The organism is Arthrobacter sp. A2-55, assembly GCF_025548615.1.
GTDB lineage: Bacteria > Actinomycetota > Actinomycetes > Actinomycetales > Micrococcaceae > Specibacter > Specibacter silviterrae.
The window spans coordinates 1-19,111 of sequence record NZ_JAJLOZ010000022.1; the positions used below are offsets into that span (position 1 = coordinate 1).

19 protein-coding genes and 1 tRNA gene are annotated in these 19,111 nt (G+C 65.4%); 14 read left to right on the forward strand and 6 right to left on the reverse strand.

Features of this window, described 5'->3' with window-relative positions; genetic code table 11:
* The first annotated feature begins 264 nt into the window (after positions 1-264).
* The 6 genes from LPN03_RS07935 to LPN03_RS07960 all read left to right on the forward strand — a co-directional run bounded on the left by LPN03_RS07935 (position 265) and on the right by LPN03_RS07960 (position 5,626).
* Complete coding sequence (locus LPN03_RS07935) at positions 265-1,104, forward strand: phage holin family protein (RefSeq protein ID WP_165180077.1); 840 nt, start codon at positions 265-267, stop codon at positions 1,102-1,104.
* 64 nt (positions 1,105-1,168) lie between these two features.
* Positions 1,169-1,780 (forward strand): CDP-alcohol phosphatidyltransferase family protein, encoded by a 612-nt coding sequence (locus LPN03_RS07940; protein ID WP_165180076.1) that lies wholly within the window; start codon positions 1,169-1,171, stop codon positions 1,778-1,780.
* On the forward strand, positions 1,777-2,676 hold the full coding sequence (locus tag LPN03_RS07945) for a DMT family transporter (RefSeq protein WP_165180075.1): 900 nt from the start codon (positions 1,777-1,779) through the stop codon (positions 2,674-2,676). The genes LPN03_RS07940 and LPN03_RS07945 overlap by 4 nt, the downstream gene beginning before the upstream one ends.
* Before the next feature lie 136 nt (positions 2,677-2,812).
* Positions 2,813-4,018 (forward strand): glycosyltransferase, encoded by a 1,206-nt coding sequence (locus tag LPN03_RS07950; RefSeq protein WP_262453832.1) that lies wholly within the window; start codon positions 2,813-2,815, stop codon positions 4,016-4,018.
* A 73-nt stretch (positions 4,019-4,091) separates the two neighbouring features.
* A tRNA-Ile gene (locus LPN03_RS07955) sits at positions 4,092-4,165 on the forward strand.
* A gap of 270 nt (positions 4,166-4,435) precedes the next feature.
* Positions 4,436-5,626 (forward strand): acyl-CoA dehydrogenase family protein, encoded by a 1,191-nt coding sequence (locus LPN03_RS07960; RefSeq protein WP_165180073.1) that lies wholly within the window; start codon positions 4,436-4,438, stop codon positions 5,624-5,626.
* A 48-nt stretch (positions 5,627-5,674) separates the two neighbouring features.
* Here the strand turns inward: LPN03_RS07960 and LPN03_RS07965 are convergent, their stop codons facing one another.
* Positions 5,675-6,256 carry a M23 family metallopeptidase gene (locus tag LPN03_RS07965; RefSeq protein WP_165180072.1) on the reverse strand — a complete coding sequence of 194 codons (582 nt, stop codon included), beginning with the start codon at positions 6,254-6,256 and terminating at the stop codon, positions 5,675-5,677.
* A 351-nt stretch (positions 6,257-6,607) separates the two neighbouring features.
* Here LPN03_RS07965 and rpsB point away from each other — a divergent pair, with 351 nt between their 5' ends.
* From rpsB to LPN03_RS07995, 6 genes are all read left to right on the forward strand, one after another.
* Positions 6,608-7,504: a 30S ribosomal protein S2 gene (rpsB, locus tag LPN03_RS07970; protein ID WP_165180071.1), complete on the forward strand. Its 897-nt coding sequence runs from the start codon at positions 6,608-6,610 to the stop codon at positions 7,502-7,504.
* Between the two features lie 147 nt (positions 7,505-7,651).
* The gene (gene tsf, locus LPN03_RS07975; RefSeq protein WP_165180070.1) at positions 7,652-8,479 is read left to right on the forward strand and encodes a translation elongation factor Ts; all 828 of its coding nucleotides are present in this window, start codon (positions 7,652-7,654) and stop codon (positions 8,477-8,479) included.
* A 157-nt stretch (positions 8,480-8,636) separates the two neighbouring features.
* Positions 8,637-9,398 carry a UMP kinase gene (pyrH, locus tag LPN03_RS07980; protein WP_165180069.1) on the forward strand — a complete coding sequence of 254 codons (762 nt, stop codon included), beginning with the start codon at positions 8,637-8,639 and terminating at the stop codon, positions 9,396-9,398.
* 135 nt (positions 9,399-9,533) lie between these two features.
* On the forward strand, positions 9,534-10,091 hold the full coding sequence (frr, locus tag LPN03_RS07985; RefSeq protein ID WP_165180068.1) for a ribosome recycling factor: 558 nt from the start codon (positions 9,534-9,536) through the stop codon (positions 10,089-10,091).
* Positions 10,091-11,464 (forward strand): phosphatidate cytidylyltransferase, encoded by a 1,374-nt coding sequence (locus tag LPN03_RS07990; RefSeq protein WP_262453833.1) that lies wholly within the window; start codon positions 10,091-10,093, stop codon positions 11,462-11,464. The genes frr and LPN03_RS07990 overlap by 1 nt, the downstream gene beginning before the upstream one ends.
* Before the next feature lie 64 nt (positions 11,465-11,528).
* Positions 11,529-12,128 (forward strand): DivIVA domain-containing protein, encoded by a 600-nt coding sequence (locus LPN03_RS07995; protein ID WP_370875276.1) that lies wholly within the window; start codon positions 11,529-11,531, stop codon positions 12,126-12,128.
* 9 nt (positions 12,129-12,137) lie between these two features.
* Here LPN03_RS07995 and LPN03_RS08000 read toward each other — a convergent pair whose 3' ends face one another.
* The 4 genes from LPN03_RS08000 to LPN03_RS08015 form a co-directional block, all read right to left on the reverse strand.
* Positions 12,138-13,637, reverse strand: a complete 1,500-nt coding sequence (locus tag LPN03_RS08000; protein WP_262453834.1) for a cation acetate symporter — start codon at positions 13,635-13,637, stop codon at positions 12,138-12,140.
* Positions 13,634-14,053: a hypothetical protein gene (locus tag LPN03_RS08005; protein ID WP_240901560.1), complete on the reverse strand. Its 420-nt coding sequence runs from the start codon at positions 14,051-14,053 to the stop codon at positions 13,634-13,636. The genes LPN03_RS08000 and LPN03_RS08005 overlap by 4 nt, the downstream gene beginning before the upstream one ends.
* Positions 14,050-14,775, reverse strand: a complete 726-nt coding sequence (locus LPN03_RS08010) for a LytR/AlgR family response regulator transcription factor (RefSeq protein WP_165180065.1) — start codon at positions 14,773-14,775, stop codon at positions 14,050-14,052. Before LPN03_RS08010 ends, LPN03_RS08005 begins: the two co-directional genes overlap by 4 nt.
* A gap of 153 nt (positions 14,776-14,928) precedes the next feature.
* On the reverse strand, positions 14,929-16,149 hold the full coding sequence (locus LPN03_RS08015) for a sensor histidine kinase (RefSeq protein WP_410468572.1): 1,221 nt from the start codon (positions 16,147-16,149) through the stop codon (positions 14,929-14,931).
* A 155-nt stretch (positions 16,150-16,304) separates the two neighbouring features.
* Between LPN03_RS08015 and LPN03_RS08020 the strand changes: the two genes are divergently transcribed.
* Together LPN03_RS08020 and LPN03_RS08025 are read left to right on the forward strand one after the other, a co-directional pair.
* Positions 16,305-16,676 (forward strand): DUF485 domain-containing protein, encoded by a 372-nt coding sequence (locus LPN03_RS08020; RefSeq protein WP_165180213.1) that lies wholly within the window; start codon positions 16,305-16,307, stop codon positions 16,674-16,676.
* A gap of 39 nt (positions 16,677-16,715) precedes the next feature.
* Positions 16,716-18,329, forward strand: a complete 1,614-nt coding sequence (locus LPN03_RS08025) for a cation acetate symporter (protein WP_165180212.1) — start codon at positions 16,716-16,718, stop codon at positions 18,327-18,329.
* Between the two features lie 118 nt (positions 18,330-18,447).
* Here LPN03_RS08025 and LPN03_RS08030 read toward each other — a convergent pair whose 3' ends face one another.
* Complete coding sequence (locus tag LPN03_RS08030; RefSeq protein WP_165180063.1) at positions 18,448-18,918, reverse strand: Lrp/AsnC family transcriptional regulator; 471 nt, start codon at positions 18,916-18,918, stop codon at positions 18,448-18,450.
* Positions 18,919-19,111 lie beyond the last annotated feature (193 nt).

A 19,111-nucleotide genomic window follows, 5' to 3' on the forward strand; every position in this document is an offset into this window, starting at 1 on the left:
GGTGGAATTGCCATTGGCCCCGTTCAATTATGTTATTCGTTTTTGGGCACCAAATACGGGCCCGGAAATTCATTGGCAACGATTTCCACGGCTTGGCTCCGGGGCCATAACGCGGGCGTTCCCCATACTATTCCGCACCGCCCGAATCCGGCGGTGACGATGGATGGTAATTTTGTCAGTACTACGGCGCCCATTGAACGGGGCGCTCACAGATTTCCCGTCCGGCGCAACCGGCGGGAAACCATAGAATATGGAGGCGGTCCCATGGCAGTGTCACCCAAAGCCGTGCAAATTGGGCTGAATGAGCGCTCCGGCTCCGGGGGATCAACCCTTGTTGATGCCGTCAAGACCGCGTCCCGCCTGGTGCCGCGCCAGATCACGGATGAAATTGAACTCGCCAAGCTGGAACTGGGCCAAAAGAAGGACAAGCTGGGCGGGCTGGCCATCTATGCCGTGCTGGCCCTGGTGTTTTTGGTGCTGCTGGTCATTGGACTGGTGGTGGCAGCGATAGCCGGGCTGGCCGTCGTCGTGCCTCTGTGGCTGTCCGCCCTCATTGTGTGTGCCGCCCTGCTGGTGCTAATGGGCATCGCCGCCCTCGTCGCATTCAGGAAGGTCCGCTCGCTGCTGCCGGCCCTGCCGGAAAATGCGTGGCGGGGAATCCGCCACGACCTGGGTGTGGCGAAGGAGGGCACCGCCTTTGACGCCTCCACGCTTGTTGCCCCGAAACTGACCGCGGCGCAGAAAAAGGCCAAGAAGGCCGCCAAGGAGGCAAAGGCGGCCGCTGCGAAGGCGGAGCGTGAGTCCAAGGCCGCCGAGCAGGGTCCCAAGGCCAGCCAGCAGGAGCTGGTTGCGCGCACGGCTGCCCGGCGCAAGCACCTGCTGGAGGTGCGCGGGGAACTGCTGGCGGAGGCCAATGTGAAGAAGCAGGCCTCCCACCTGGCGGATTTTGCAAGGGAAAAAGCCGGCGACAAGGTGCGCAGCCAGGCCACCGGTGCACTGACCCACGGCGTGGAAACGGTGAAAACGCGATGGAAACCACTTGCCGCCTTCGCCGTGTCGGCCGTTGCTTGCGCGGTGTTGCTGAGAAAGTTGTTTAAGCACTAAACGCCTCAACTCGCCGCCGGAGAATGCCTGCCGGCCCATTCCTTCCCTGGGAGAGGAGACACGCATGCCTGCCGCAGCCCCCCTGCCGCCCAGCAGCCAGGACGCCATCCTCACCCTCCCCAACATCATCACGGTGGTCAGGTTTCTGGGCACTCCATTGTTCATGTGGCTGGTGTTGGCGCGCCACGAATATGGCTGGGGCGTTTTTGTCCTGGCCATGATGGGCTGCACGGACTGGATAGACGGATTCGTGGCCCGCAAGCTGAACCAGACGTCCCAGCTGGGCCGCATCATGGATCCCCTGGCGGACCGGGTGGCCCTGGTTGCAGTCGTCATCACGCTGGTCATTGCCCACATCCTGCCGTTGTGGCTGCTGCTCCTGCTGCTCATCCCCGACGTGGTGCTGCTGGGCGCCACGCTGTATTTCTTCCGCGGGGACGCGAACCTGAAGGTCACCATGCTGGGCAAGACGCGCACGGCCGCGCTGCTCATTGGCACGCCGCTGCTGCTGCTGGCCGAGGCCCTTGACTCGGAGGGGACCCGCATTGCCGCCTGGATCATCCTTGTTGCCGCCATGGTGATGCACGTCATTGCGTTTGTCCTCTACTTCCGGGCACTGCTGGCCAAGCACCGGGAACTCCACCACCCGGCCAATCCTGCCGCGGGGCGCCCATGATGTGGCTTGCGGTGGCGTGCGCCGTCGCCGGGGCATTCTTCCTGGCATTCGGAGCACAACGCCAAGGCAGCGCCGTGCAAAGCAACACCGGCGGGCTGGCCCTGGGCAGCTCGGGATTCCTGCGGCTTTTGCGCAACCCGCGCTGGGTGCTGGGGCTGCTCCTGCTCGGTGCCGGCATGCTGCTCAACGTCACTGCCCTGACCCTGGGCACGCTCACCGTCATCCAGCCCATTGGCGCCATCGCCCTGGTCATCACCACCATCGTCAACTCCCGCGACCAGGGCATCCGGCTCAACCGTGCCACCGTCGTCGCCATTTCCGCCTGCGTGAGCGGCAGTGCCCTTTTCGTGCTCCTGGCAGTCAACGTGGTCCGCGAAAACACCCATGTCCTGGCCGAGGAGGAGCTGACGGTGGTGATGCTGCTTGCCATCACCATCGTGGTGTTTGGCAGCATCCTGGCGTTGTTCAAGCACCGGATCAAGGCGTTCTTCCACATCCTTGGCGCCGGCGTGCTCTTCGGCTTTGTCGCCGTGCTGACCCGCATCATTTCCAAGCAGGTGTTCGACCCAAACGGGCTGTTCCTGCTGAACGTGCAGTGGTACTCCGTTATCGCCATCGCCGCCGCGGGCGGGCTGGGCAGCTGGTTTGTGCAGAGCGCCTACGCCAGCGGGCCGCCGGACCTGGTCATCGCCGGCCTCACGGTGATCGACCCCATCGTGGGCATTGCCATCGGCATCACCATCCTCGGTGAGCTTCGTCCCGATGTGCCGCCCGTGGTTGCGATATCCATGGCCGGCGCGGCTTTGCTTGCTATCGTGGGTGTGGTTGCGCTGTCAAGGCACCATCCGGACGTGGTCAAGCGCCGGGCGGATGCCAAGAGGGAGCAGCGCAAATAAGGCACCACCCCATGGATCCCGCAGTTTCCGGGAACCTCCAGACACTACGTACGACGGCGTTGGGAACCCCTGCGGTTGCCTCGCGTTGGGCACCGGTCACGTCCGGCTGCCAACCAAGCCACCAGGAGCAATATCCGTGACATCCACCCCGGGCGCGGTCCCGCAGAAGCCGCTGACAATCCTGATTGCCGCTGACACCTATCCGCCGCACATCAACGGCGCGGCACAATTCTGCTTCAGGCTGGCCACCGGCATGACGGCGCGCGGCCACGACGTCCATGTCATGACATTCCGCCCCGACGGCGGGCCCATGTACACGGAGAAGCACCCGGAAGCCACGCTGCACCGCCTGCGCTCACGGCCCGTGCCCACGCACGAATACTTCAGGGTGTGCCTGCCATGGGAAATCAAGAAGGACATCACCGCCCTGTTTGACGTGATCAAGCCGGACGTGGTGCACGTGCAGAGCCACTACATGATTGGCGAGCACGTGGTGTACGAGGCCCAGCGGCGGGGGATCCGCATTGTGGCCACGAACCACTTCATGCCGGAGAACCTGAACCCGTTCCTGCCCTTCCCGCAGTGGTTCAAAAACATTGTGGGCCGGGTTTCCTGGCGCGACATGGGCAAGGTCATGAGCCGGGCCGACGTGGTGACCACCCCCACGCCCCTTGCTGCCAAGGCCATGCACCAGCACGCATTCCTGCGCAAGGTGCTGCCGCTGTCCAACGGCATCGAGGTGGGCAACTACGAGCTGGCGCCCGGGGAAGTCCTGGAGCGCAACCCGTACCCGACCGTGGCGTTCGTGGGGAGGCTGGCCGAGGAAAAGCACATCGATGTGCTCATTGATGCGCTGGCCAAGACGCCTGCGGACCTTAACCTGCACCTGGTGGTGGTGGGTGGCGGCGAGGTCAAGTCCGCGCTTAAGGCCCAGGCTGAAAGGCTCGGGCTCTCCTCCCGCGTCAGCTTCACGGGTCTGATCAGCGATGCTGAACTGCGCGACGTGTACCTCAAGGCTGACTTGTTTGTGATGCCCGGTACCGCCGAGTTGCAGTCGCTGGTGACTTTGGAGGCGATGAGTGCCTCCACTCCGGTGCTACTGGCCAACGCGATGGCCCTGCCGCACCTGGTGGAAGACGGCGTCAACGGCTACCTGTTCACGCCCAATGACAGTGATGACCTCGCCGCGAAAATCACCACGGTCATGCGGCTTTCCCCGGAAGACCGTGCGGCAATGGGTGCGGCCAGCCACGCCATGGTGGCCCGCCACGGACTGAAGAAGACGCTCGACACCTTCGAGGACATTTATCGGGGCGGCAGCTACGAGGATCACGCGGTCTGACGCCGGACCCACTAGTATTGTGGATGTGCTTTCCCCCGAAGCCCTAACGGCGCCGTGGGAGGGCACGCTGCACGGGGCCATAGCTCAGCTGGTTAGAGCGCGGGACTCATAATCCTAAGGTCCTCGGTTCAAGTCCGAGTGGCCCTACGTGTAAATCCCCGGAATCTCAACGATTCCGGGGATTTTTTTGTGCCCATCTGGCCTGTGCGGCACTGACTACGCGGTCAGTATGCAGCGATGGCGACATAACGCAGGCCTAAGTCGCCATCGCTGCTGTCTCGAGGGGAATTCGCGGCCCGCCCGGCGGCTCGGGTGTTGTCCGCGCCACCCAAATGCGGTAAGTTACTCATCAGTAACTTATTTGGCCGGGTGCCAAATCGATCCCCATGAACGAAGTGAACCAGCAAAGGATTCTCCATGCCCCAGGCCGCCGCAGACCCCAACAACCTCCCCTATGCAGACGGCGATTTTTTCGGATTTGAGCAGCTGCTCTCCGCTGCCGAGCGTGAACGCCTGCAGGAGATCCGCGATTTCCTGGCCAAGGAAATCAAGCCCATTGCCGTGGATTGCTGGAACCGCGGCGAATTCCCCATGGAGCTGATCCCCAAGCTGGCGGCGGCCAACCTGGTGAGCCCCGTGCGACGCCAGGGCTGGTCGAATGTCTTTGCCGGCATTGTCCACGCCGAGTTCACCCGCGCCGACGCCTCCATCGCCACCTTCATGGGCGTCCACGACGGCCTCTTTACCGGTTCCATCGAAGCATTGGCCTCCGACGAGCAAAAGGCGGCCTGGCTTCCGGACATCTACGCGCTGAAGAAGATCGGTGCCTTCGGCCTGACCGAACCGCTGGGCGGCTCGGACGTGGCCGGCGGCACCCGCACCACCGCCGTGCGCGACGGCGACAACTGGATTCTCAACGGTGCCAAGCGCTGGATCGGCAATGCCACCTTCTCCGACTGGGTGGTAATTTACGCACGCGACGTTGCCGACAACCAGGTCAAGGCGTTCCTTGTCGACACCACATTGGCTGGCTACACCGCCACCAAGATCGAAAACAAGATCTCCCTGCGCACGGTGCAGAATGCAGACATCACGCTGGAGAACGTGGTGGTCCCGGATGCCTTCAAGCTGGCCGGCGGCAACAGCTTCCGCGACACCAACAAGGTCCTGAAGGTCACCCGCCTGGCCGTTGCCTGGCAGGCAGTGGGCCTCCAACTTGCCGCCTTTGACGTGGCCCGCCGCTACGCGGTGGAACGCCAGCAGTTCGGCCGCCCCCTGGCCTCCTTCCAGCTCATCCAGGACCAGCTGGTGAAAATGCTCGGCAATGCCACCGCGTCCATGGGCATGATGGTGCGGCTCTCGCAGTTGGAGGACCTGGGCCAGGCCAAGGACGAACAGTCCGCCCTCGCCAAGGCATTCACCACGGCCCGGATGCGCGAAACGGTGGCCATGGGCCGCTCGGTGCTGGGCGGCAACGGCATCGTCACCGACTACGAGATGGCCAAGATCTTCGCAGACGCCGAGGCCATCTACTCCTATGAGGGCACCTACGAGATCAACACCCTGGTCACCGGCCGCGCCATCACGGGCGTCTCCGCCATCGTGTAGGCCGTCGCGCCCCCGCGCGGGACAATTCCTGACGGCACCCACCCCCAATTAGGGCGCGGAGTCCATGGGCAGCAGGACCGACGGCCGCAGGTCGAGAATGAACTGCAGGGGATTCAGGTAAACGTCCCCGCGGCGCACACCCCAGTGCAGGCAGCTGGCCTGCCCCGGCGGCCCGGCGTCGCAGTGTGTGGGGGAGGCCAGGGTGCCCAGCACGCTTCCCTGCACGACGGCGTCGCCCGGCTTGAGAGTGGACGCCACGGGCTCGAAACTGAGCAACAGGCCGCTGGCGGTGGCCACTGTCAGCACGGGGCGGTCCACCACCACCCCCGCAAAGGTGATGACGCCCGCCGTCGGTGACTTGATGCCGGCCCCCAACGGGGCCAGCAGGTCCACGCCCCGGTGTCCGGAGAGCCAAGGCTGGCTCGGCGGGTCAAAGGCGTGGACCACCACGGGGCGCCCGGCCAGCGGCCAGCCCCAGGCGAGGGATGCCGGCAGCGGGCGCGCCGCCGTCGTTGGTGAAACGGGAAGCTGGCTGGGCGCGGCAGCAGCACCCGGGAGGGGCAGCAGTGCCGCAAGCAGCAGTGAAGCCAGCCATATGTGGTGTTTTGCTCGCAGCCCGGTCAGTTCCATGGCACCAGCATGCGCGCTCCCGGGACTCGGCGGGGGAGCACGGCGCACATTTGTGGACGCCCGCGGCGGGTGCGGTGCCTGTGGAGGGGGCATTGCCGGCGGTTAGCCCGCACCACGGCACTGTAGTAACATTGTGGGAGCAGTGTGCTCTTTGCATGCTGACTACGCGCACCCCACCCTGACGAGGTGCCCAGGAAATTTCTTGGGTCCTGCGGATGGATTGTGCCCATACGGTCCGCCTTTTCCGGCGGGACATGGACGCGCAATAGGGTGCCAGGAGCAGGGCCGGACGGCACTTTTCGCCCGGTTTTCAAGCTAAAGAACCGTAAAAGAAATAGAAGGAGCGCCGGCATGCCCGTCGTAACCATGCGCCAGCTGCTTGACAGCGGCGTCCACTTTGGACACCAGACCCGTCGTTGGAACCCGAAGATGAAGCGATTCATCCTCACGGAGCGCAACGGCATCTACATCATCGACCTGCAGCAGTCACTGTCCTTCATTGACCGCGCGTACGAGTTCGTGAAGGCCACCGTTGCACACGGCGGCACCGTGCTCTTCGTCGGCACCAAGAAGCAGGCACAGGAAGCCATCGCCGAGCAGGCAACCCGCGTGGGCCAGCCCTACGTGAACCAGCGCTGGCTCGGTGGCATGCTCACCAACTTCCAGACGGTTTCCAAGCGCATCCAGCGCATGAAGGAACTCGAAGAGATCAACTTCGAGGACGTTGCCTCCTCGGGCCACACCAAGAAGGAGCTCCTGCTCCTCAAGCGTGAGCTCACCAAGCTGCAGACCAACCTCGGCGGCATCCGCAACCTGACCAAGGCACCGTCCCTGATCTGGGTTGTTGACACCCCTAAGGAGCACCTCGCCATTGACGAGGCCCACAAGCTGAACATCCCCGTTGTTGCCATCCTGGACTCCAACTGCAACCCGGACGACGTCGACTTCCCGATCCCGGGCAACGACGACGCCATCCGCTCCGTTGCGCTGCTGACCCGCGTGATCGCCGACGCCATTGCCGAGGGCCTCATCGCCCGCAACGCCAAGGCAACGGGCAGTGAAGAAGCTGCGGCTGAGCCGCTGGCCGAGTGGGAGCGCGAGCTTCTCGAAGGCGACACCGCCGCTGCTCCGGCAGAGGCTGGTGCTCCGGCCGAAGCTGCTGTCGAGGCCCCTGCCGCCGAGGCTGCTCCGGTTGCCGAAGAGGCTCCGGCCGAGGCCGCTGCTGAAGAAGCTGCAACCGAAAAGTAATTCCGACTCCACGGCGGGCGGGTCAACCGGCCGCCGCACTGAGGACTTAGACGCTGGCAGGATCGCGGCGCCCACAAGGCGCAGCGGTCCTGCCAGAGTTCAGTGAAGCAAGTCAAAATACGCAAAAATCTACACTGAGGGGTTCATATGGCGAACTACACCGCCGCTGATATTAAGGCTCTGCGCGAGCGCACTGGCGCTGGCATGATGGACGTCAAGAAGGCTCTCGACGAGGCCAACGGCGACGCCGAGAAGGCCATGGAGTTCATCCGCATCAAGGGCCTCAAGGGTGCCACCAAGCGCGAAGGCCGTTCCACGGCTGAGGGCCTGGTTGCCGCCAAGGCTGAAAACGGCGTGGGCGTCATGGTTGAGGTCAACTGCGAGACCGACTTCGTGGCCAAGGCTGCCCCGTTCATCGAGTTCTCCAACAAGGTCCTGGCCACCGCCCTGGCTTCAGGCGTCTCCGACGTCGACAGCCTGCTGGCCGCAGACCTTGACGGCAAGCCGCTGTCCGAGGCTGTCATTGAAGCCGGCGCGCTGTTGGGCGAAAAGGTTGCCATTCGCCGCATTGCCCGCGTCGAGGGTGCCACGGTTGACGCCTACCTGCACAAGACGTCCAAGGACCTCCCGGCCCAGGTCGGCGTGCTGTTCGCGGTCGACGGCGACAACCAGGAAGTCGCCCACGACGTTGCCGTGCACATTGCAGCCATGTCCCCGACGTTCCTCACCCGCGAGGAAGTTGCTGCGGAGACCGTCGAGAACGAGCGCCGCATCGCCACCGAGACTGCCCAAGCTGAAGGCAAGCCCGAAGCTGCCATGGCGAAGATCGTTGAAGGCCGCCTGACCGGCTTCTTCAAGGAAATCGTGCTGGTGGACCAGTCCTTCGCGAAGGATGCCAAGAAGAGTGTTGGCACCGTTCTGAACGACGCCGGCGTCAAGCCTGTTGCCTTTGCCCGCTTCCGCGTTGGGGCATAAAGCAGCAAACTGCTGATGTGACGAAGAAGGGGCAGCCGCCATGGTCGGCTGCCCCTTTCTTGCGCCCCGCGTCAGATAGGATTTGAGACGCACCGAACACAACTGCATTGAGGGAACGCCGTCCAGCTGCAGGCTGCCGGCCCCGATGGAAGGCGACATGACAACGAACACCCCCGACACCACGCAGGACGTTCCCCACAACCCCTCAGGCACCATCAAGCGCCGCCGTGTGCTGCTCAAGCTTTCCGGGGAGGTCTTTGGTGCCGGCAAGCTCGGCGTTGACCCCGCCACCATCCGCGACATCGCCCAGCAGATTGCCAGCACGGTGGACAGGGTGGAAGTTGCCATCGTGGTGGGCGGGGGAAACTTCTTCCGGGGCGCGGAACTCTCCGCCTCGGGAATGGACCGCTCCCGCGCCGACTACATGGGCATGCTGGGGACGGTCATGAACTGCCTGGCCCTGCAGGACTTCCTGGAGCAGGCAGGCGTTGACACCCGCGTGCAAAGCGCCATCACCATGGGCCAGGTGGCCGAGGCCTACATTCCGCGCCGGGCCATCCGCCACATGGAGAAGAGCCGCGTGGTCATTTTCGGTGCCGGCGCCGGCCTGCCTTACTTCTCCACCGACACCGTGGCCGCCCAGCGTGCGCTGGAAGTCCACGCCGACGTGGTCCTGATGGCCAAAAACGGCGTGGACGGCGTCTACACCGCGGACCCCAAGAAGGACCCCACAGCCGTCAAGCTTGACCACCTCAGCTACGACGAAGCCATGGCCCGAGACATTCGCGTCATGGACCAGACGGCGTTCAGCCTGTGCCGGGACAACAACGTCACCATGCTGGTATTTGGCATGCAGGGGCAGGGCAATGTGGCACGGGCCATTTTGGGCGAGGAACTGGGCACCCTGGTCACACCCTAGGAGGCCATTTGGCGCGCGGTGACGGCCCGGCGTCGTCCTCATCCCACGGCCATCCCACGGTAGGATGGTTTCAGGATTGCCACGTGCACGCGCCGTGGATGAGTTGTGTACACCAAATTGTTGAGGGAGACAGACGTGATCGAAGAAACCTTGTTCGAGGCAGAAGACAAGATGGACAAGGCCATCGAGGTCGCCAAGGAAGACTTCTCCGCAGTGCGGACCGGACGCGCCAACCCTGCCATGTTCGCCAAGGTCATGGTGGAGTACTACGGGGCGCCCACCCCGCTCCAGCAGCTGGCCTCCTTTGCCGTCCCCGAAGCGCGCACCCTGCTGATCACCCCCTTCGACAAGTCCGCGCTGCATGAAATTGAACGCGCCCTGAGCTCCTCAGAGGTGGGCGCGAACCCGTCCAATGACGGGAATGTCATCCGGATCATGATGCCGGAGCTGACGCAGGAGCGCCGCAAGGAATATGTGAAATTGGTGCGCACCAAGGGGGAAGACGCCAAGGTCTCTGTGCGCAACATCCGCCGCAAGGCAAAGGAACAGCTGGACAAGCTGGTCAAGGACGGCGACGCCGGCGAAGACGAGGGTGCCCGTGCCGAGAAGGAACTGGACGCCCTGACCAAGGCGCACACGGACACCGTGGACGAGCTGCTCAAGCGCAAGGAAGTCGAGCTTCTCGAAGTCTGATGAACGACCCCCAGCCCGCGCCGGCCGGTTCCCCTGGGGAGGGGCCGGACGCTCCCAGCCCAGCAGCGGATGCCGCCGCGGAGCCCGCCGCCTACCAATTTCCCACTCGGAAAGCCCGGCGCGTTGCTGAATTGACGGGTTTGATTCCCGTTGTGGTGCCCGAAAACACGCCGGCAGCCAAGCTGTCAGGACCCCCGACGACGGCGGGCGCCGTCGTGCCTGAATCGGCGGCTCCTGCACCGGGTGCTCCGGCGGCAAATGCACCGGGCGTGCCTGCACCGGCTGCCAAGCCTGTGCCGGCACCGGCGGCGCCAGTGCCGGCCCAGCAGGCCCGCGCACCGAAGGCCAAGGTGCCCACCAAACCCAAGGCGCCCAAACCCAAGGCACCCGCCCGCCAGCGGCCGGCAGTGCCCGTGCCCGCAGTCCCCGTGCCCGCAGCCCCCGTGCCCGCAGTTCCCCTGCCCGTGGGACCAGTTGCGGCGATCCCGGACGAGGCATCGGCCGGGAAGCCGCAGCGCACTCCCAAGGCCGGGCGCGACCTGCCCGCCGCCGTCGGCGTGGGCGTCACCCTGCTGGTCCTGGTGCTGGGCAGCCTGCTCTTTTTCCCCCTGGCTTTCGTCATCGTGGCCACGGCCTTTTCCACTGTCGGCGTTTGGGAAGTCTCCCGCGCCATTGCCCGCAGGGGAATCAAGACGCCCCTGACGCCCGTGATGATTGGCGCGCTCGCCATGCCGGCGTCGGCCTATTTTGCCGGTTCGGAAGGCCTGCTCTTTGCCCTCGTGGCCACGGCGGGGGCCACCTTGCTGTGGCGGTCCCTGGACTCGGAGCCGGGCGCCGTGAAAAGCATCGTGGCCGGGATCTTTTCCCTCCTGTGGATCCCGTTCCTGCTCAGCTTCGTCTTCCTGATGCTGCGGGGGACAACCGGACCCACCCTCGGGCTGACCCCGGACCTGGGAAACATCAACCCCGGCGTTGTTGAAGTGGTCATCATGCTGATCCTGGTGGTGGCCAATGACACCTTCGGCTACCTGGTGGGCGTGCTGTTCGGCAAGCACCCGATGGCCCCGCAGATCAGCCCCAAGAAGTCGTGGGAGGGGTTCGCCGGTTCGATGGGGGGAGCCACCCTGGTGGCCATCCCGGCCACTGTTTTCCTGCTGGACCAGCACTGGTGGGTGGGGCTCGCCCTGGCCATTGGGATGGTCCTGGCCGGCACCGGCGGCGACTTTGCCGAATCCATGGTCAAGCGTGAACTCGGCGTGAAGGACATGAGCAACCTGCTGCCGGGCCATGGCGGCGTCATGGACCGGCTGGATTCAATCCTGTTCGCGGCTCCCGTGGCCTATGCCATCTTCAGCATATTGGGCCAGTTATGATGTGCATCAAACAGCCCGTGCCCCCCGTTTCCGTCCAAGAATGCAAAACCCTCTAGGAATGACTGTGACCGTGGAAGAAAAGACCCGCACCAACTCCAAGTTCAAGCTGGTTGGCCCCAAGGAAATTGGCTACAACGTCAAGCAGGTTGACGTGTTCCTGGACCGTGCCCGCGCCTACTTTCTCAACTCCAACACGGCCGACACGCCCATCACCAGCCATGACGTCCGCACGGCGTCGTTTGAACCCGCCCGGGGCGGCTACAACGCGCAGGCCGTGGACGCCGCCATGGACCGCATCGAGGACGAATTTGTGCTCCGCGAGAAGGAGCTGCTGATCAAGGCCGACGGCGAAAAGGCCTGGATGCTCAAGATCGGCAAGACGGCCGCAGTGCTGCGCGGCAGGCTGCACCGGCCCGACGGCGAACGCTTCCGCCGCCCGGCCCGCCGGAACGCGCAGAGCTACAGCATCGAGGATGTTGACCTGCTCTGCCACGAGCTGCTCACCTACATTGAAGACAACGGCGAGCTCAGCGTGGACGTGGTCCGCCGGGCAGTCTTTTCCCCCGCCAAGGGCCCGGCCGGGTATGAGGAAAGCCAGGTCGACGCGTTCCTGGACCGTGTGGTGGAGCTCATGGCGTCCATCGACACGCCGGCCGACAAGTAGCAGCCGGCCCTAGCGCGACGGCCCCGGGTGCGCCAACGGCCGTTCCGGCACATGCAGTTTTGACATGAACCTGGCCGCCCCCGGACTGCGGCGCCGGGGCGTGGCCAGCGACACCAGCACCATGGTGATGAACGACGCCGGCACCGTCCAGGCCGCCGGCTGGGCCAGGACGTCCCGCCAGCCCGAATCCACCCCGACCCGGGCAGCCAGCATGATCGCAGCCCCGCACAGCACGCCGCCCACCACCATGCCGGCCACGGCGCCGGCGTCCGTGAGGCCGCGCCACCAGATGCCCAGCAGCAGCAGCGGGCACACGGTGGACGCGGTGAAGGCAAACACCAGCCCCACGGTGCCGGCCAGTGCCAGGGAGTCGGTGCCCAGCGCCACCACCAGGGGCACGACTGCGGCGCCCACGGCGGCGATCCGGAATCCGCGGACGCTGCCACCCAGCAAGTCCTGGCTGATGACGCCCGCCAGGGAAACCACCAGTCCGGACGTGGTGGACAGGAACGCCGCAAAGGCGCCAGCCACCACCAGCGCCGTCAGCAGGCTCCCGCCCATCCCGCCCACCAGCGCTCCGGGCAGCAGCAGCACCGTCGCGTCGGGGGTGCCTTCCTTGGCCAGGCCGGGCAGGAAAACCCTGCCGAGCACACCGAAAATGGTGGGGAACAGGTAAAAAATCGACAGCAGCCCGAGCACGATCAAGGTGGTGCGCCGGGCTGCGGCGCCGTCGGGGTTGGTGTAAAACCTGACCAGCACGTGGGGCAGTCCCAGTGTGCCGAAGAGCAGCGCCACAAGCAGCGACAGGGTGGTGTACATGCTGCCCCCGCCCAGGGGATCGGACGGCGGGAAGAAGTCGGTGCCGGCCGGCAGGGGGCCTCCCGGAAGAGTACCGGCCGTTCCGGTCACCAGCAGCAGGATAAAAAATGCAGGCACCGCCAGGGCCGTCAGCTTGAGCCAAAACTGGAAGGCCTGGACAAAGGTGATGGAGCGCATCCCGCCCGTAATGACCGTCAGGCACACAATCACGACGACGGCCACGGCACCCACCCACGACGGCAGCCCCGTCGTCGTCCTGATGGTGAGGGCGGCGCCGTGCAGCTGCGGCACAATGTACAGCCAACCCACCATGACCACCAGGATGCTGGTGACGTGGCGTGCGCCCGTGGACCCGAGCCGGGCCTCGGCAAAGTCCGGAATCGTGTACGCGCCCGAACGCCGCAGCGGGGCCGCGACGAAAAAGAGCAGCATCAGGTAGCCGGCGGTGTAGCCGATGGGAAACCACAGGGCATCCAGGCCGGAGATCATGATGAGGCCGGCGATGCCGAGGAAGCTGGCCGCCGACAGGTACTCCCCGCCAATGGCCGACGCGTTCCACCACGGCCGCACGGTGCGGGAGGCCACATAGAAATCACTCGTGGTCCGTGAGACCCGGAGCCCGTAGATGCCGATCAGCGCGGTGATGACGGAAACGGCAATGACGGCGGTGAAGCCGACGGCGGGGTTCACTTTTCCTCCACCAGGTCGCGGTACTGGTTTTCGTTCTTGGTTGCGGCCCGCACGTACAGCCAGGCGCAGGCGCCAATGACGGGGTAGACGCCGGCGCCCAGCATGAGCCACGGGGCGGGAATGCCCAGGATCCGCCAGGCCGAAAAGCCCGGGACCCACCGCAGCACCATGGTGCCGATGAACAGGGCCGCCATGAAGCCGAAGGCCACCACCAGCGACAGCCGCAGCTGGGAGCGGATCAGGGACCGCACCATCACCTCACCCACGGCGGACTGTTCGGCCACTTCCTGCGACACGCTGGTCAGTTCCGGAAGGTGTCGGGCCTGGCTGCCGGGGGCCACCACGCGCACGCGCCCTGCGGCGGGAGGGGCGGCAGGGGGCACCGGCTGGGACTCGGGGACGCCGTCGTCGTTCATGGGGACGGCCGCACCCGGGTGGCCTGCAGGCGTTCGCGCAGGGCCGGGAGGTGGCGGCGGCTCACCGGGAGGTCGGCATTGGAGACGGAAACCGTGGGCTTGGCGGAGCTCAGCTTCAAGGCCGTGACGAAGGGCATGCAGACCAGGTAGGACCTGTGAATCCGCAGGAAGCCGGACCCGGACCAGCGGCGTTCCAAGTCGGCCAGCGGCACCCGGACCAGGTAGCTGGCCTCGGCCGTGTGGAGGCGGGCGTAGTCGCCCTGGGCCTGGACAAAGCGGACCTCGTCCAGGCGGATGACCCGGCTCACCCCGCCCTGGTCCACCGTGATCAGCTCCACGGCGGCAGCGGCTGCCGGGGTCGCCACAAGTTCCGCGACGCGCCCCACCGTCTTGGCCAGCCGCTCCGGACGGACCGGTTTGAGGAGATAGTCGACGGCGGCGAGGTCGAAGGCTTCCAGGGCCAGCTCGTCATCGGCCGTGACAAACACGACGACGGGCGGGCTGGCGGACCGGTTGATGGCCTGGGCCAGCTCGAGGCCGGACAGTCCGGGCATGTGGATGTCGAGGAAGACGGCGTCAACGGCTTCCGTCGACAACACCGCCAGGGCCCCTGCGCCGCCGGACGCCCGGTGGATGGTGCCAATGCGCGGGTCCCGGCCCAGGAGGTAGGCCAGTTCCTCGACGGCAGGCAGCTCGTCGTCGGCAACAAGGACAGTGATCATGGGCCTAAGCCTAGCGGCCGAGGGGCCCCACGCGAGCTTGCGAGCGGTGGGGAGGGCGCGAAGGCGCTAGTCCCCACGCCCTCCCAAGCGGGAGGCGCTGGCGCGCCTGCCGCTTGGGTCCCTCGGGCGCGTGGCCCCAGCCGAGGGGCACCCTCAGGCATCGTGGCCGGGCTGGTTCTTGGGCACTGTCATGGTGATCAGCATGCCCCGGCCCTCGGCGGTGTCGATGGTCAGCCCGTGCTGGTCGCCGTAGACCTGCCGGAGCCGGGCGTCCACGTTGCGCAGCCCCACGTGGGTGCCGTCGCGCTGCCCGGCCAGGAGCAGGCGGAGCTGCTCGGGGTCCATGCCGACGCCGTCGTCCTCCACCGTCACCTCCGTATAGGCGCCCAGGTCCCGGGCCGACAGCTGTAGCAGCCCGCGGCCCACCTTGGCCTCCAGGCCGTGCCGCACAGCGTTTTCCACCAGCGGCTGCAGGCTCAGGAACGGGATCACGGTGCTGAGGACCTCGGGGGCGATTTGGAGGTTGATCTGCAGCCTGTCCCCAAAACGGGCGCTCTCCAGCAGCAGGTACCTGTCAATGCAGCGCAGTTCCTCGGCCAGGGTGGTGAAGTCGCCGTGCCGGCGGAAGGAATACCGGGTGAAATCGGCAAATTCCAGCACCAGTTCGCGGGCGCGCTGCGGGTCGGTGTTGATGAAGGAGGCGATCGCGTTGAGCGAGTTGTAGATGAAGTGTGGGCTGATCTGGGCGCGCAGGGCACGCACCTCCGCTTCCGCCAGGGCTGTGCGCGAGGCACTGAGCTCCGTCAGTTCCAGCTGGGCGGACACCCACCCGGCCACCTCATTGGTGGCCCTGACCAGCCCGGCGCTGGGCGCCTTGCTGAGTATGATGACGGTGCCCACGGCACGCGAGTTGACCTTGATGGGGCAGATCACCGCCGCCTTGAGGTCCGAATCAGCTTCCGGCAGGCCCAGGGACTCCCGGAGCGTGGAGTCCAGCACGGCCACCTGGGTGCGGCCGCTGCCGAGGGCCCGGGCAGCCAGCCCCATGACCGCCGTCGAATCCGGTTCCTTGGCGGCCGGCCCGGCACCGTCCCAAGCCAGCAGCTGGCAGTCGTCCGTCATGGCGAAGGAGGCGCAGTTCAGAAGGGCGCGCAACTGCCTGCTCGCCTTGAGCGCACCCACCGGCTCGAGTCCGTTGCGCAGCTGGGCCCCGGCAGCTGCCGCCGAATGCAGGGCCCGAAACGTGGCGCGCTCGGCATCGGTGCCGAGCTCGCGGTGTGATTGCGAGAGCCGGAATCCCACGGCGGCCACAATGGCCAGGGCGGCCACCACCACGCCGATGGCGGAAATGAGCAGGAGCGTGGAGTCACTCAGGGCGGGGAAGGGCATGGACAAACCCTATCGCCAGGGGCCGCGGATGCCGTTCGGCGCAGCGCCCATGCCGTTCAGCGCGGGACACCTGCCAGCCGGGGAAATTGTGAGCCACGGCACCCCATAGTGAAAGGGATCACATCTCGCAAGGAGGAATGATGGGTAATCCTGCCCAAGCAAGCCAAGAAGATCCAACGGTGGATTTTGTCGAAGTCCAGAATTCGGAGGAGTTCCAGGACCTTCGCAAGACGCACCGCAACTTTGTTTTCCCGGTGGCCGTCGGCTTCCTGCTCTGGTACTTCGCATACGTCCTGCTGGCCGCCTATGCACACGACTTCATGTCCATCAAGGTGTGGGGGTCCATCAACATCGGACTGGTCATGGGCCTGCTGCAGTTCGTCACCACCTTCGGCATCACCACCTGGTATGTCACGTATGCCAACAACAAGCTCGACCCGAAGGCCGCCAAGATCCGGACCCGTCTTGAGTCGCAGATCCTGGCCGCCCAGACCACCAAGGAAGAGGTATAACCGGTGAACCTGTCCTCTGCACTCACCGCCCTGGCCCCCATGAAGTCACTGGGGGAGCAAACCAAGGACACGTCCTGGGTCAACATCCTGATCTTTATCCTCTTTGTGGGTGTCACCATGGTGGTGGTCTTCCGCGCCAGCCGCAACAACAAGACCGCCGCCGACTACTACGCGGCCGGGCGCTCCTTCTCGGGCGGGCAGAACGGCACCGCCATTGCCGGCGACTACCTCTCCGCCGCATCCTTCCTGGGCATCACCGGCGCCATCGCCATCAACGGCTACGACGGCTTCCTGTATTCGATCGGCTTCCTCGTGGCCTGGCTCGTGGCACTGCTGCTCGTGGCGGAACTGCTCCGCAACACCGGCAAGTTCACCATGGCGGACGTGCTCTCCTTCCGCCTCAAGCAGCGCCCGGTCCGCATCGCCGCGGCCACCACCACCCTGGTGGTCTGCTTCTTCTACCTGCTGGCCCAGATGGCCGGTGCCGGCGGGCTGGTCTCGCTGCTCCTTGGCCTGGACAACAACAACAAGACCGGCCAGGGCATCGTCATTGCCGTGGTTGGCGTGCTCATGATCGTGTACGTACTGATCGGCGGCATGAAGGGCACCACCTGGGTGCAGATCATCAAGGCCTGCCTGTTGGTGATTGGCGCAGCCATCATGACAATCATTGTGCTGGCCATGAACGGCTTCAACCTGACCACGCTCATGGATGCGGCCGTCCAGACCTCCATCAATGAAGGCGGCGCCGGCGCGGCCCTGCTGAACCCCGGTGCGGCCTATGGCAAGGCGCCACTTGACTTCATTTCGCTGGCCCTGGCGCTGGTCCTCGGCACGGCGGCCCTGCCGCACGTGCTGATGCGTTTCTACACGGTGCCCACTGCCAAGGAGGCCCGCAAGTCCGTGGTGTGGGCCATCTGGCTCATCGGCATCTTCTACATCTTCACCCTGGTGCTCGGCTACGGTGCCGGCGCGCTGATCGGCAAGAAGGAAATCCTCGCGGCACCCGGAGGCGTGAACGCTGCGGCGCCACTGCTTGCCTTTGTCATCGGCGGGCCAATCCTGCTCGGCTTCATCTCAGCAGTCGCCTTCGCCACCATCCTGGCCGTGGTGGCCGGCCTGACCATCACCGCGGCGGCTTCCTTTGCCCACGACATCTACTCCAACGTCATTGTCAAGGGCGAGCCCAAGCCGGAAATGGAAGTCAAGGTGGCACGCCGCACGGTGGTCGTGATTGGCCTGGTTGCCATTGCGGGCGGCATTTTGGCCAATGGCCAGAACATCGCTTTCCTGGTGGCACTCGCCTTCGCCATTGCCGCGTCCGCGAACCTGCCCACCATCGTGTACTCGCTGTTCTGGAAGAAGTTCACCACCCAGGGCGCCCTGTGGAGCATGTACGGGGGCCTTGCCGCGGCCATCATCCTGATCACGTTCTCCCCGGTGGTTTCCGGCAGCCCGAAGGCCATGATTCCGGGAGCAAGCTTTGACTGGTTCCCGCTCGCCAACCCCGGCATCATCTCAATCCCGCTCGCGTTCTTCCTGGGCTGGCTGGGGACCGTGCTGGACAAGGGGACCGAGGATCCCCGCATCCAGGCTGAAATGGAAGTCCGTTCGTTGACCGGTGTTGGCGCCGAAAAGGCCGTCGAACACTGATCCGCCGCGAAAAGGCCCCGTTCCGCGTCGAAGCACGACGCCGGACGGGGCCTTTCGCCGTCGTCCGGCCTTGGGTGCCGTCCCCGGCAGGGAGCTGGTGGTGGGATTGCCGCGACCTTCAGGGCCGCAGGCGGCGTTCCAGCAGGGGAGTGAGGCGGAACGGGACCAGCTCGTTCATGGCCAGGGACGTTTCCGTGCGCTCCACGCCGTCGCATGCCAGGATTTTCCCGTTGATGCGGAAAAGATCCTCGGCTCCCGTGGACACCACGCGCACCAGCAGGTCCGCGCGCCCGCTGAGCCCGTGGGCTTCAAGCACTTCCGGGATCCCGGCCAGGGACACGGCCAGGGCGCCCAGTTTCTGCTGCTGCACGTGGACCGAAATGAAGGCCGTGAGGGGGTACCCCAGTGCGGCCGGGCTGATGCGGTGGTCGAAGGCCAAAAAGGCGTGCCGTTTCTCCAAGGAGGCCATCCGGGCCTGCACCGTGTTGCGGGACAGCCCCAGCTTGGCGGCCATGGCCACCACGGTTTGCCGGGGGTCCTCCACCATGGCCAGGAGGATGCGGGCGTCTGTTCCGTCCAAAGTATGCATAATGCGCAGATTAGCACGGTCAGTGGCGGCAATATAAGGCAGAATGATCAATATTCTTAGGACACATTGCGCCGTCTGCGTGCTGTGAGTAGTCTCACATCTAAGGGCGGCAATGACGCCATCCTGCCGCGCGCGGATAATCTCCGTCGCCGGCCGTTGAGCCTGCGTTTACCCGATGCACTGACTCATTGCC

Excerpts from the sequence above, each read along its gene's own strand:
- LPN03_RS07935 (WP_165180077.1), top strand. The coding sequence starts at position 265 with ATGGCAGTGTCACCCAAAGCCGTGCAAATTGGGCTGAATGAGCGCTCC.
- LPN03_RS07940 (WP_165180076.1), top strand. The coding sequence starts at position 1,169 with ATGCCTGCCGCAGCCCCCCTGCCGCCCAGCAGCCAGGACGCCATCCTC.
- LPN03_RS07945 (WP_165180075.1), top strand. The coding sequence starts at position 1,777 with ATGATGTGGCTTGCGGTGGCGTGCGCCGTCGCCGGGGCATTCTTCCTG.
- LPN03_RS07960 (WP_165180073.1), top strand. The coding sequence starts at position 4,436 with ATGCCCCAGGCCGCCGCAGACCCCAACAACCTCCCCTATGCAGACGGC.
- LPN03_RS07965 (WP_165180072.1), bottom strand. The coding sequence starts at position 6,256 with ATGGAACTGACCGGGCTGCGAGCAAAACACCACATATGGCTGGCTTCA.
- rpsB (WP_165180071.1), top strand. The coding sequence starts at position 6,608 with ATGCCCGTCGTAACCATGCGCCAGCTGCTTGACAGCGGCGTCCACTTT.
- tsf (WP_165180070.1), top strand. The coding sequence starts at position 7,652 with ATGGCGAACTACACCGCCGCTGATATTAAGGCTCTGCGCGAGCGCACT.
- pyrH (WP_165180069.1), top strand. The coding sequence starts at position 8,637 with ATGACAACGAACACCCCCGACACCACGCAGGACGTTCCCCACAACCCC.
- LPN03_RS07990 (WP_262453833.1), top strand. The coding sequence starts at position 10,091 with ATGAACGACCCCCAGCCCGCGCCGGCCGGTTCCCCTGGGGAGGGGCCG.
- LPN03_RS08005 (WP_240901560.1), bottom strand. The coding sequence starts at position 14,053 with ATGAACGACGACGGCGTCCCCGAGTCCCAGCCGGTGCCCCCTGCCGCC.
- LPN03_RS08010 (WP_165180065.1), bottom strand. The coding sequence starts at position 14,775 with ATGATCACTGTCCTTGTTGCCGACGACGAGCTGCCTGCCGTCGAGGAA.
- LPN03_RS08020 (WP_165180213.1), top strand. The coding sequence starts at position 16,305 with ATGGGTAATCCTGCCCAAGCAAGCCAAGAAGATCCAACGGTGGATTTT.
- LPN03_RS08025 (WP_165180212.1), top strand. The coding sequence starts at position 16,716 with ATGAAGTCACTGGGGGAGCAAACCAAGGACACGTCCTGGGTCAACATC.
- LPN03_RS08030 (WP_165180063.1), bottom strand. The coding sequence starts at position 18,918 with ATGCATACTTTGGACGGAACAGACGCCCGCATCCTCCTGGCCATGGTG.